This is a genomic window from Streptomyces sp. NPDC029041 (assembly GCF_040637515.1).
Classification (GTDB): domain Bacteria; phylum Actinomycetota; class Actinomycetes; order Streptomycetales; family Streptomycetaceae; genus Streptomyces.
Genome location: NZ_JBEZWO010000009.1, coordinates 206680 through 219393, shown reverse-complemented (window position 1 = coordinate 219393; position 12714 = coordinate 206680). Strand labels below are relative to the sequence as shown.

Genomic DNA, 12714 nt, shown 5'->3' with positions numbered 1-12714 from the left:
CACAGAGGACGCACGCCATGAAGCAGATCCCCTACTGGATGGACACAGCCCCCTCCCTGCCCGACCGTTCCGGGAAGGACCTGCCCGACGAGGCGGATGTGGTGGTGATCGGCGGCGGCCTCACCGGCCTGTCCACCGCTTACCACGCCGCCCGCAAGGGTGCCCGGGTCGTCCTCGTCGAGAAGGACCAGGTCGGGTCGGGCGCCTCCGGGCGCAACGGCAGCCACTGCAACCCGGGCATCACCATCAGCCCGGCCCAGGCCCGCCAGCGCTACGGGCAGGAGCGCGCCCGCGAGCTCTACGACGCGTTCCGCTACGCTGTGGACCTCGTCGAGGAGATCGCGGTCAAGGAGAACATCGACTGCGACTTCCACCGTGCCGGACGCCTCGGCTTGGTCTGCAAGCCCAAGCACCTCGAGGGCATGCACGCCAAGCAGCGCGACCTGGCCGAGAACTTCGGCCACGAGACGGTCGTCCTGAGCAAGCGCGAGCTGCGCGCCGAGCTGGGCTCGGATCATTACCACGGCGCCCTGCTCGACCCGCTCGGCGCAGCTCTGCACGTGGGCAAGTTCGTCGTCGGCCTGGCGGACGCCGCCGAGCGTGCCGGTGCCGAGATCCACGAGCGCAACGCCGCCACCGGCCTCACCCGCCTCCCCGGCGGCGGCTTCGTGGTGGAGACCATGCACGGCACCATCCGTGCCAAGCAGGTCATGGCGGCGACGGACGCCTACACCGACCAGTCGTTGCCGTGGTTCCGCAAGCGGCTGATCAACGTCGGCAGCTTCATCATCGTCACCGAGCCGCTGGGGGAGGCGCGCGCCAAGGAGCTCATCCCCAACGGCCGCCTGCTGGTCGCCCACAAGAACGTCGGCAACTACATCCGTCTCACCCCCGACAACCGCCTCGCCTTCGGCGGCCGGGCCCGCTTCGCCCCGTCCAACCCGGCGTCCGACGTCAAGAGCGGTGACATCCTCAAGCGGGAGATGACGGAGATCTTCCCGCAGCTGGCGGGGGTGCGCATCGACTACGTGTGGGGTGGCATGGTCGGCTTCTCCTGGGACCGTATCCCGCACGCGGGTGACGTCAACGGCCTGTACTACTCCATGGGTTACTGCGGTCACGGCGTCCAGATGGCCACCTACATGGGCCGCGCGGTCGCCGAGATGATGGACGGCAACCCCGAGGCCAACCCGATGCGCGGCTTCGGCTTCCCCAAGGTGCCCGTCCCCTTCTACAACGGCACACCCTGGTTCCTGCCGTTCGGCGGCGCCTACTACAAGGCGAAGGACCGCCTGCTCTGAGCAGGCACCTGCACCGGTGACACCACGGGGGCCTTCCTCGCAGCGGCGCGGAAGGCCCCCACCATGCCTCCCGAGAGAGACCCCCAGCCCATGACCGCCGCCACCCGCATCGAGCACGACCTGCTCGGTGACCGGGACGTCCCCGCCGATGCCTACTGGGGTGTGCACACCCTGCGGGCCACGGAGAACTTCCCCATCACCGGCATGCCGATCTCCGCCTATCCGCATCTGATCGATGCCCTTGCCGCGGTCAAGGAGGCCGCCGCGCTGGCCAATGAGGAACTCGGCCGGCTGGAACCGGCGAAGGCCGCAGCGATCGTCGCCGCCTGCCGGGAGATCCGCACCGGCAAGCTGCACGACCAGTTCGTGGTCGACGTCATCCAGGGCGGTGCCGGCACGTCGACCAACATGAACGCCAACGAGGTCGTGGCGAACCGGGCGCTGGAGCTGCTGGGCCACGCCAAGGGCGAGTACCGGTTCCTGCACCCCAACGAGGACGTGAACCTCGGTCAGTCGACCAATGACGTCTATCCGACCGCTGTCAAGATCGCGACGGTGTTCGCGGTGCGCGGGCTGCTCAAAGCGATGGCGGTTCTGCAGGACTCGTTCGCCCACAAGGCCGTCGAGTTCCGCGATGTGCTCAAGATGGGCCGCACCCAGTTGCAGGACGCGGTGCCCATGACGCTCGGCCAGGAGTTCTCGGCCTATGCCGTGATGCTGGACGAGGACCGGTCCCGGCTGGCGGAAGCGGTGGAGTTGATCCATGAGATCAATCTGGGGGCGACGGCGATCGGTACCGGGCTCAACGCTCCCGCCGGATATGCCGAGTCGGCTCGCCGCCACCTCGCGGCCATCACCGGGCTGCCGCTGGTGACGGCGGCCAACCTGGTGGAGGCGACTCAGGACTGCGGGGCGTTCGTGCAGATGTCGGGGGTGCTCAAGCGGATCGCGGTGAAGCTGTCCAAGAGCTGCAACGACCTGCGGCTGCTGTCCTCGGGGCCGCGTGCGGGTCTGGGTGAGATCAACCTGCCTCCGGTGCAGGCGGGTTCGTCGATCATGCCCGGCAAGGTCAACCCGGTGATACCCGAGGTGGTCAACCAGGTGGCCTTCGAGGTGATCGGCAACGACGTGACCATCACGATGGCCGCCGAGGCCGGGCAGCTCCAGCTCAACGCCTTCGAGCCGATCATCCTGCACTCCCTGTCGGAGTCGATCACGCACTTGCGTGCGGCGTGCCTGACCCTGGCCGAGCGGTGCGTGTCCGGCATCACCGCCAACACCGCGGCACTGCGGGCGAGTGTGGAGAACTCCATCGGCCTGGTCACCGCCCTCAACCCGCACATCGGCTACACGGCCGCCACCGACATCGCCAAGGAAGCCCTCGCCACCGGCCGGGGCGTGGCCGAACTGGTCCTGGAGAAGGGCCTGCTGCCCGCCGAAACCCTCGCCGGGCTGCTGCGCCCCGAGATCCTCGTCGGCAGCGGTCCCACCCTGGCCTGAGACACGCGCGGGCACTCTTGGCCGTCACAAGGGTTGCCGTGCCGGCGCGTCAGGTATAAGTTTCAGGCTGAAACTGAAACAAAAAGCATCCACAGCTGAAGCGATCGCGGTGAGATGCCACGAAGGAGGGGATTCGCTGATGACTTCCACGCCAAGTCGCGCGTTGGCCAACTACCCCAACCGGTTCGACCCCGCGGCGCTCGGCGGCCTGCCCGAGCGGTTGCGGTCCACCGTCAAGCGGCGAAACAGCGTGCTCGGCCCGGGCTACGCACTGAACTACCGGGAGCCGGTCGAGTTCGTCTCCGGTCGAGGTGCTCACCTGTTCGACCGGGAGGGCAACGACTACCTCGACGCCTACAACAATGTGCCGTGTGTCGGTCACGCACACCCGCACGTCGTCGAGGCCGTGTCCCGCCAGATGGCGGCGGTCAACACCAATACGCGGTACGTGCAGGAGTCACTCGTCGACTACGCCGAGCGCCTCGTCGCGACCATGCCCGAAGCGCTCTCCAGGGTCAGCTTCGCGTGCAGCGGATCCGAGGCGAACGACCTGGCCATGCGTGTGGCTCGCTTCCACACGGGCGGCGAGGGAATCATCGTGACCCGCTGGGCCTACCACGGTCTCACCCGCGAGGTCGCGAGCTTCTCGCCGACGCTCGGCGCGGGGTCGCCGCTCGGGCCGAATGTGCGGCTCATCGATGCCCCGGATCCGCGACTCGTCCCGCCGGGTTCATCGCTTCCCGACCACATGCGCGGCCAGGTGCGCGGCGCGATCGACGACCTCGAACGCCACGGCTACAGGCTCGCGGCGCTGATCACCGACTGCGCGCACTCCAGCGACGGCCTGTTCACCGACCCTGTCGGTTACCTGCGCGGCATGGTCGAGGAGGTGCATGCCGCGGGCGGCGTGTACATCGCCGACGAGGTCCAGTCGGGATTCGCCCGGCTCGGAGAGTCGATGTGGGGGTTCAGTCGCCATGGGGTCCTTCCGGACATCGTCACGATGGGCAAGCCCATGGGCAACGGTATGCCGATCTCCGGCGTGGTGTTCAGACCCGAGGTGTGCGAGGAGTTCGGACGGAACGTCCGTTACTTCAACACCTTCGCCGGCAGTTCGATCGCGGTTGCCGCCGGGGCCGCGGTGCTGGACGTCTTCGAAGCGGAGAACGTGCAGCAGCGAGTTCTCGACAACGGCAAAGCCCTTCGAGCCGGCCTCGAGGAGATCACTCGCGAGTCTCCCCACGTGGCGGAGGTCCGCGGCAGCGGTCTGTACGTGGGCGTCGAGATCGTGAAGAACCGGGAGTCGCTGCAGCCCGATCGGGTCCGCGCCGACGACGTCATCAACGACCTGCGCGAGCGCCGCGTCCTCATCAGCGGCACCGGCGAAGCAGTCAATGTGCTCAAGATCCGACCGCCGTTGGCCTTCGACTCGGCCGACGTCACGCGATTCCTCGAAACCTTCGCGGAGATCGCCCGGACGCGCCTTTAGCAGGCCGAAAGCCGAAGGGACCGAACGGTGAACACCTCGCCCCCCGCGCGTATCGCCCAGCAGCTGTTCGAAGAGAGCGGCCTGGCTTCGTCCCACGAACCCATCGCGATGAGCGACGTGGATGCCCTCCTCGCCCGGCACTACCGGCTGAGCGGCCGTCTCGAGCGGCTGGCGACCGAGAAGGACGACACGTTCCGGCTGCGGACCGGAGCAGCCGACCATCTCGTCAAGGTCTCCCCGCCCGACGAGGCGGTAGCGGTCGTAGCTCTGCAAACGGCTGTGATGCGTCACCTCGAGACCGAAGCTCCTCATCTCCCCGTCCAGCGAGTCAAGGAGACCATCGAAGGCAGCGACAACGTACCGATCGAGGGGAATGAGGGCGGGGTTCGGGTCCTGCGCGTCTTCGACTTCGTCGACGGTGCCGTTCTGGCGAAGACGAACCCCGCTCACCACCAGATCGCCGAGGCCGGGCGGATGCTCGGGCGAGTGGACCTGGCTCTGAGGTCGTTCAGGCATCCGGCGGACGAGCGGCGCCTCGTGTGGGACCTCCGGCACTTCGACCGGCTGCGGGAGCTGATCGAGTACACGCCCGGTGCCGCCCACCGTCGGCTGGCACACCAGGTGTTCCGTCTCTTCCACGAGACCGTTGTTCCGAGACTGGGTGACCTCGAGACCCAAGTGATCCACGGTGACTACAGTCCCTACAACGTCCTGGTGGATCCGCGGGCAGACAGCTTCGTCACCGGAGTGATCGACTTCGGTGACAGCATGCGCAGCGCTTTGATCTTCGACCCGGCTGTGTCCCTCGCGAACCTCCTCGGCCGGTCACCGCGGGACCCCTGGCGCGAGGCATGCAGCTTCGTCGCGGGTTACGAACGGGCCAGGCCGATCAAGGACACGGAACTCCCGCTCCTGCCTGTCGCCGCCCTGGCACGCCTGACGCTGCGCGCGCTGGTCACCCACTGGCGCGCGGAACGGGTGCCGGAGCGTCGCGACTACCTGCTCGGGCACGCCGCGGATGACTGGGTCAACCTCGAACGGGCCATGGCCGTCGCCATGGAGGAGGTGGTGGACCGCTTGCTGAGCACCCGCGACGGCGCGCCTTGAGCGGCCCCCCGGCAGCCGGCACGTCCGGTGGAGACCACTGGCCAGGACCGTGTCCGATCTCGCTAAGGTCATGAGGTGAGCAGCATCAACCCCACACCACGCGACTACAACAAGGCACGTGTCCTCGACGTGGTTCTCTCCCATGCGCCGATGACCCGCAACAAGCTCATCGAGCTCACGGGGTTGAGCAAGGCGACGGTGTCGCGGGCCGTCGAAGACCTGCGCTCCGACGGGTTCGTCGTGGACGGGGGAGTCGACGCCGTCGGCGGGCGTGGCCGTCCGTCGACGTACCTCGACGTGCCCGAGACGGCCGGACACGTCGTGGGGGTCGGCTTCGGCGCCCTGACCACCGGCGTGCTGGTGACCGACCTGCGCGGCCGCGAGATCGGACACGTGGCCGTCCCGACGGTCGAGCACCACGACGTGCCCGCTGCAGGCCGGTGGTTGGCCGACCTGATCGCGCGGACCGGCGCATCCGCCCGAGGGCCCCTGCGCCAGGTCGTCGTGGCGCTGCCTGCTCACGTCCGTGACGGCGCGGAGGTCTTCCGGCCCGCCGATCCGATGAGGGTCTTCTCCGGCAGACATCTCCACCGCGTCGTCGAAGAGCTTCTCGACGCTCCGGTGACCTTCGACAGTGACGCGAACGCGTCCTTGCTCCAGGTGCTCACGGACGACGCGAACGTCTGCAACGCTGCCCTGTTCAGCGTCAGCAGCACCCTGAACTTCGCCACCTGCAGGGACCGGGAACTGGCTCGGGGACGTACACCCGCTTTCGGCGACATCGGTTCCCTCTCCTCAGGCATCGACGACCGGCCCCTCAACGAACTGCTGAGCACCAGCGGGCTGGTGAAGTTCGCTCGTGACCAAGGACTGGACATCGAGCGTGTCGAGGACCTGTGGCTCACGGCCCAGAACCATCGAGCCCGTGCGGAGATGCTCAAGGCCTTCACGACGGCGGTCACTACGGCCGTGAGCGTCGTCACCGTGACCCTCGACCCCGAATCCGTCTACTTCGTCGGCCGCTTGCGCCCCCTGGTGGACGAAGTGCTCCCCGAAGTACGCGAGCGACTCGAACACAGCGTGCCGGCCGTCCCCCGGATCACGACCGTCTCCCAGGTTCTGGGACTCTCGGTTGCATGCGGCGCGGTGCACGCCTGCCTGATCATGACCCACAACCGCCTGCAGGACGCACTGCTCAGGGCACGCGCTCAGGGACCGAGGGCGGAACCGGCTGCGCCGGCGTTCTGATTCCGGGGGTTGCCGCGCAGAGGCGCGGAACCGGGTGGGCTACCTGGTCCTGAACCGGCCCGGACGCACGAAGTCCAGGCCGTCGACACTCTGTTTGCCGAGCGCCTCGTGTGCGGCGATGTGGCCATAGCCGGTGGCCATCTTGAAGCCCTTTCCGGAGAATCCGGTGGCGCAGTAGACCCTGCTGTTCTCGTCCAGCCATCCGAGGAGCGGATGCCGGTCCTCGGTGAAGAGGTCGGGGAAGGCGTCGGAGCGCACGATGGTGGGGACCAGCCCGGGGAGGAAGTCGGTGACGATCCCGGTGACCTTCTCGATCTCCTGCGGGGTGAGCTCCCTGGGCACGGAGCCCGGGTCGGGAGTTTCCCGTCCGCGTCCGTCCAGCGGTCCGTCCACCGACGCCTTGACCGTCACCCCGTCGACGGCGGGTGCGCCGTACAGGGAGCGATCGCCGTACAGCCGGCTGAAGACGGGGAAGTTCTCCGGCGAGAACTGCCTGCCGTCCTGGGCGACGAACCAGGTCAGGACGATCCGATGGGTTTCCGTGACGGCCTTGAGGTGGTCGGGCATGAGCCGTCGGGACCAGCCGCCCGAGGCGACGATGACCTTCTCGAACGTCCAGGTTCTGTCGCCCGAGGTGACGACCACGCCGTGGTCGGTTTCGGTGATGCCGTCCACGGGTGTGTTCTGGAGAACGGTCGCGCCATTGGCCCGGGCCGCCGTGACGGCGGCGCTGACGGCGCGGTCGGTGCGCAGAACGCCGGCGCGCGGGTCGTAGACGGCGCAGTCGTCGGGGCGGAGGTTGTGCTGGGGGTAGCGTTCCGCCAACTCCTCCCGGCCGAGGACGCGATGCTCGGCTCCGTTGATGCGTGTCGTCTCGAGGAGGCTGTTGATGAAGCTGCCGTTCGCCGTCCCGATGGACAGGCCCCCGGTACGGGTGAAGATGTCCTGCCCGGTTTCCGCTTCGAGCTCGGCCCACAGGCCGCGGGAGCGTTCCATGATGGGGTAGTAGTCGGGCCTGCCGAGGTAGACCATGCGGAAGAGCCGGGTGTCCCCGCCCACGGCACTCCGGCCGTGGGCGGGGGTGGCGGCCTCGAAGCCCACGACCGAGTCGGACAGCCGGGAGGCCTGCCACAGGGCCATGCTTCCGATGCTGCCCAGGCCGATGACTGCGAGTTCTGCGTCCATGAGAGCAGTTCCTTTTCTCTACTCGTGAAGTCCCGCGAGTCTGCTGCCGAATCTCGCCAGCAGTGAGGTCTTGCTGGAACCCCTGCGCTCCTCCCACCGGTCGGCGATGCCGAAGAGCCGGTACATGGCGTGCACGCCCAGCCAGCGGATGGGTTCCGGTTCCCACTTGCGTGCGCGGTAGCCGACCCAGGGAAGGGCGGTCCGCTCGGTCTCCCTCTCGAAGGCGAGCTCCACGAGAGTCCTGCCGCCGACGTAGGCCGACGTGACACCGTGCCCCGCGTAACCGGTGGACGATCCGACCCCGGACACCGGGTCCCAGTGCACGCCGCCGTTCCAGTCCCGCGTGACACCCAGGACTCCCGACCAGGCGTGCTCCACCTCGAAGGGGATGCCCGGGAAGAAGGAACTGAGCTTGTGCGAGATCAGGTCGATGGTGGACTGAGCGGTCGCACCGGCACCCCCGGTGCCGGACCCGAAGCGGTAGGGGACACCGCGGCCGCCCATGGCGATACGGCCGTCCGACGTCCGCTGGGAGTAGATGAACGTGTGCGCGGAGTCGTTGAGGCACTGTGGCCCGTTCCAGCCGATCTGCTGCCACGCCTCCTCCGGCAGAGGCTTGGTCACGATCATCGAGGAGTTGACCGGGATCACGCTCCGGCGGCCCAGCAGCTGTCCCGAATAGCCCTCGGTGCAGATGAACGTCTTCGCCGCGGTGACACGCCCGCCGGCCAGGCTGAGCGTCCTGCCCTCGACACCGTCCACGCGGCTGCCCTCGTAGATGCCGACCCCCATGGAGGTCAGGGTGTCGGCGAGGCCGTAGACGAGTTTCGCGGGGTGGATCCTTGCGCAGTGCTTGTAGAAGAGCCCGCCGTGGACGGTGGAGATGTTGATCCGTGACTGGAACTCGTCCCGGTCGAGCAGTTGGATCTCGTCCTCGGTCAGCCCGTACTTCATGTCGGTATCACGTCTGGTGACGAGTCGGCCCAGCCCTGCCCGAGTGTGGGCGGCGACGAGCGCGCCACCTTTGTGCTGATCCGCATCGATGCCCTCGGCCTCAAGGATGTCCAGGACCGCGTCGACACCGGCGACGAACTCCTGCTGCAGCGCCCGGCTCGCCTCCAGCCCGCCGCCGACGCGGGCGAAGGTGGCACGGTTTCCCGGAGGCATGGCCGAGAGCCAGCCGCCGTTGCGCCCCGATGCGCCGTAGCCCACCTGTTCGGCCTCGAAAACGGCCACCGAGAGCGACGGTTCGAGCTTCTTGGCGAAGTACGCCGCCCACAGGCCGGTATAACCGCCGCCGACGATGGCCACGTCTACACGGTCCTGGCCGGTGAAGCGGGGGAACGACGGCCTCTTGTCGGCCAGTTGGGTCACCCAGAAGCCGAGTTCTCCGTTTCGGGGTGGCGCCTCGAGGGCGTTCATGTGTGTCCTTCTTCTGTGTCTGGGAACCGTGGGGGCCGGTGGGGGAAGGCGGTGCAGCCGCCGTCGACGGGAAGGCTGCACCGGTGGGGGTCCGAGGACTCGGACGACTCCTTCGCGGTCTCCGGCTCCACGTCCCGTCCGACCACGTCCTCGCCGGCTTCTCCGTGCAGGCGTCAGGGGCGCGGGAGGCCGAAGAGGACGGGGAGGTCGGCGATGTCGGTGATCCGCTCGTAGCCGAGCCAGTGCTCGTCGTACTCCCAGCCGCGGTCGACGTACACCTTGTTCTCGATGCCCATGATGGCTGCGGAGCGCAGGTCGTACATCGGGCTCGCGGAGACGTGCACGAGCTCGTCGGGGGTCACGCCGAGCTTGTCAAACATGTACTCGAACGCGCGCAGCCGTGGCTTGTAGACACCCATCTCCTCGGCGCTGATGACGACTTCGAACGGGGCCTTGAGGTTCTCCGCGAGGCGGACGGCGTGCGCCGTGTCGCTGTTCGTGATGATGACCAGCGGGACCGCCTCGGCCAGGCGGTTCAGCGCCTCGGTGACACCGGGGTGCGGGCCCCAGGTGGGGATGCGCTCGTACACCGCGCGCGCCTCGTCCTCGCGGTACTCGAGACCGACCGTGCGCGAGGCGCGTTCCATGGAACGCGCGACGACCTGGTGGAACGGCTGGTACGCGCCCGTGCACTCGTCGATCCGGTACGCCTTGCAGATCCGCAGGTATTCATCGGCGACCTCGGCCGGCAGCCGGTCTCCCAGGACCTCACGCATGGTGGCGTTGATGCTGAAGTTGATCAGCGTTCCGTTCATGTCGAACGTCACGAACTTGGGCTTGACGTCGAATCCCATCGGTCCTCCTGGTGCCTGAGTGGAGCAGTCGCTGCTCTGGTCGATTGTCGACCATCTGCTTGGTCGATTGTCGACCAAATGAATTCCGACTGTCAATAGCGCCGGAGAAGTGTGCGGGGCGGGCCGGCGCTGTTCCGCATCCGTACCCGCGTGGGCCGGGCAGGGCTGCAGGTGCGGCCGTGGATTCTCAGAGCCCCTGCCGGGCAGCCCGGTTGAGGCGTGACTGCGAACGCCAGAGGTATAGTCGACAAACGACCAAGTGGTCGACAAGTGCCGAGGGAGGGCCACGGGGTGGACCACAAGTTCGAGTGGCAGGAGCAGCGGATGACGACGCCGGACGGCGTCTACCGCACCCTGCGTGCCGCCATCCTGGACGGGACCGTACCTCCCGGTGGCCAGCTGCGCGAGGCGCACATCGCCGCGGACCTCGGCATCAGCAGGTCACCACTGCGCGAGGCGCTGACCAAGCTGGAGGAGGAAGGCCTCGTCGTCAAGATTCCCTACCGCGGGGCGTTCGTCGTAGAGGTGAGCGCTCGTGAGGTCGCCGAGATCGACTCGGTCCGGCTGCGTGTCGAGCCGTACGCCGCCGAGCTCTCGGCCGAAGCGCTGCGCGGTTCCGAGCGGCACCGGCTGCTGCAAACCGTCGAGGATCTCCGCCGTGCGATGGAGAAGGACGACATCCCGGCCAGCATCGACGCGCACCTCCGATTCCACGGCCTCTTCTACGATCTCTCGGGGCACGGCGTCCTGCAGAGCCTCTGGAGCGGCTGGGAGACCAAGCTGCGCCTCCACCTCAGCGTCGATCACCGCACCTACAGCGACGACCCGCAGCAATTGGTCGTCGAGCACGAGCGGCTGGCCGCCGTCGCCCTGGAGGGCGACACCGACGCGTTCCGTCAGGAGCTGGCCGCCCACTTCCCCATGGGGCTGGGAGCCCAGACGGGAGAACCGGGGGAGCGCCCGCCCCGGCAGGCGTGAGGCGGTGACGGCGCCCTGTGCCGGTCGGCACGGTGGGACGGGCGGTCGGAGTCGACCCGGTGTGCCCGGTGATCGAGGTACGCGATCACGGGTAGGGCGCCGGTAACTGCACTGCCGAGGTTCGATGTCGGCCTCGGCTGTGGCCTGCATACCCGTCGGCAGGGCTGTCGGCGAACGGCCGCAGGCCCGCTCGTCGGCGATCCGCGTCGAAGGCAGCAGGGCTCGAAGGGTCCCGGGGGGCCGGCCCACTGTCGGCCACTGCCCTGACGATGCCTCACGTCTCTCGGCGGGACAGAACCGTCTGCGCAACCGTTGGCCGGCGCGGGCCCTCGAGCCATGCTCGCGATGGAGTCTTAGTCTTGACAATGTCTAAAATTGGGCATAGTTTTCAAGCCCCTTGAGTAGGTGTGCGTGGCCTGGGTGGGTTTGTTCGCTTTGGTCGGCCGCCGCACCTGGCCCCCGGCTGAAAACGGAGTTGAACATGAGGTGCTACGACTGCCTCCAGGAGGCGCGCGGCGACACCACCGGAATCGGTGTGTGCTCGCGTTGCGGCCTGGCCGCCTGCGAAAACCACGCCCGCGTACGTCAGGCACAGGTCACCCGCCAGATCGGCATGGGTGCCGCGTACGGCCGCGTCCCGGCGCGCAGGGTGGTGTGCCACACCTGCGACATGGCCGAGACGGCGCACTGATCCCCGTGGTGCGCTTGTCGCACCGCACCATCGGTGCCCGAACGAGCGTTGCCCGTCCAAGCACCCCTTCTTGATTCGCCCGGACGCCGTCCCAGATCGCTGGCACGGCGTCCGGGCTTCGGTTGTAGCCATGGCCGGGGGGTCATGAGGTTGAAGTTCTTATTGACAGTGCTCGACAGGCCGCCATATGGTCGACAAACGACAATACGGTGGCGATTTTAAGCCACCATACGGTGTCATGTCGCCGCTGCTGCTCGTGTGGAGAACCGAGTGCAGATGGTCAAATTCATCCGAAACGGGTTCGCGTGGCCGCTTGGACGGCCATGTGCCCTGTTCCTTCCGAGGAGGTGGCTCGATGAGCCAGTCCATAGCTTCGGCAGCGAACACCGGCTCGGCTTCCGATCGGCTCCAGGCCCTGGGCCTGACCCTCCCCGAGCTGCGTGACAATCCGTACTACGTGCATCACCGGGCCCTGGGATCCAGCATCTACATCTCGGGTCAACTTCCCTACCAGGACGGATGGTTGCTCGGGCAGGGCGTTGTCGGCCGGGACGTCGAGCTGGACGAGGCCCGGGAGCTCGCGCGCCATGCCGCGGTCAACGCGCTCGCAGCCGCTGTGCAGGCGGTGGGAGATCTGGAACGGGTCCGGATCGTGCAGATGCTGGTCTTCGTGGCCAGTACGCCGGACTTCGGTGAGCAGTCCAACGTCGCCAACGCGGCCAGTGAACTGCTCATCGAGGTGCTGGGCGAGAACGGACGGCACGCACGCACCGCGATCGGTGTCGCCGGCTTGCCGCTCAACAGTCCGGTCGAGATCCAGATGGTCTGCACCGCTGTGTAGTGCGGGCCCGGCGGCGCTGCGCGCGAGTGTGCGCGTCATCGCGGGCCGCGCGCGTTCGGCATCCCGGGGGAGTCAGCCCCCAGCCCCTCGGTCACCAG

Annotated in this window: 11 protein-coding genes; 8 read left to right on the top strand and 3 right to left on the bottom strand. The window is 67.9% G+C overall.

Annotated features, from left to right (window positions below; all coding sequences use genetic code 11):
* Window positions 1-17 precede the first annotated feature (17 nt).
* The 5 genes from AB0F04_RS24840 (at window position 18) to AB0F04_RS24820 (ending at window position 6645) form a co-directional block, all read left to right on the top strand.
* The gene (locus tag AB0F04_RS24840; RefSeq protein ID WP_362044641.1) at window positions 18-1301 is read left to right on the top strand and encodes an FAD-binding oxidoreductase; all 1284 of its coding nucleotides are present in this window, start codon (window positions 18-20) and stop codon (window positions 1299-1301) included.
* A 90-nt stretch (window positions 1302-1391) separates the two neighbouring features.
* Window positions 1392-2801, top strand: a complete 1410-nt coding sequence (aspA, locus tag AB0F04_RS24835; RefSeq protein WP_362044639.1) for an aspartate ammonia-lyase — start codon at window positions 1392-1394, stop codon at window positions 2799-2801.
* A 139-nt stretch (window positions 2802-2940) separates the two neighbouring features.
* Complete coding sequence (locus AB0F04_RS24830; RefSeq protein ID WP_362044637.1) at window positions 2941-4290, top strand: aspartate aminotransferase family protein; 1350 nt, start codon at window positions 2941-2943, stop codon at window positions 4288-4290.
* A gap of 27 nt (window positions 4291-4317) precedes the next feature.
* Complete coding sequence (locus AB0F04_RS24825; protein ID WP_362044635.1) at window positions 4318-5397, top strand: phosphotransferase; 1080 nt, start codon at window positions 4318-4320, stop codon at window positions 5395-5397.
* A gap of 75 nt (window positions 5398-5472) precedes the next feature.
* Window positions 5473-6645, top strand: a complete 1173-nt coding sequence (locus tag AB0F04_RS24820; RefSeq protein WP_362044633.1) for an ROK family protein — start codon at window positions 5473-5475, stop codon at window positions 6643-6645.
* 39 nt (window positions 6646-6684) lie between these two features.
* On the opposite strand, the gene solA is transcribed toward AB0F04_RS24820, so the two are convergent.
* The 3 genes from solA to AB0F04_RS24805 all read right to left on the bottom strand — a co-directional run bounded on the left by solA (window position 6685) and on the right by AB0F04_RS24805 (window position 10106).
* The gene (solA, locus tag AB0F04_RS24815; protein WP_362044631.1) at window positions 6685-7830 is read right to left on the bottom strand and encodes an N-methyl-L-tryptophan oxidase; all 1146 of its coding nucleotides are present in this window, start codon (window positions 7828-7830) and stop codon (window positions 6685-6687) included.
* Window positions 7831-7848: 18 nt separating this feature from the next.
* Window positions 7849-9252, bottom strand: coding sequence for an FAD-dependent oxidoreductase (locus tag AB0F04_RS24810; RefSeq protein ID WP_362044629.1), 1404 nt, complete (start codon window positions 9250-9252; stop codon window positions 7849-7851).
* Window positions 9253-9425: 173 nt separating this feature from the next.
* A complete protein-coding gene (locus AB0F04_RS24805) occupies window positions 9426-10106 on the bottom strand; it encodes a haloacid dehalogenase type II (RefSeq protein ID WP_362044627.1) in 681 nt (226 codons plus the stop codon).
* A gap of 291 nt (window positions 10107-10397) precedes the next feature.
* Here AB0F04_RS24805 and AB0F04_RS24800 point away from each other — a divergent pair, with 291 nt between their 5' ends.
* The 3 genes from AB0F04_RS24800 (at window position 10398) to AB0F04_RS24790 (ending at window position 12616) form a co-directional block, all read left to right on the top strand.
* Complete coding sequence (locus AB0F04_RS24800) at window positions 10398-11084, top strand: GntR family transcriptional regulator (RefSeq protein WP_362044625.1); 687 nt, start codon at window positions 10398-10400, stop codon at window positions 11082-11084.
* 481 nt (window positions 11085-11565) lie between these two features.
* Entirely contained in the window at window positions 11566-11775 is a 210-nt protein-coding gene (locus AB0F04_RS24795; protein WP_053674450.1) for a DUF2180 family protein, read from the top strand.
* A gap of 355 nt (window positions 11776-12130) precedes the next feature.
* The gene (locus AB0F04_RS24790) at window positions 12131-12616 is read left to right on the top strand and encodes a RidA family protein (RefSeq protein ID WP_362044623.1); all 486 of its coding nucleotides are present in this window, start codon (window positions 12131-12133) and stop codon (window positions 12614-12616) included.
* Window positions 12617-12714 lie beyond the last annotated feature (98 nt).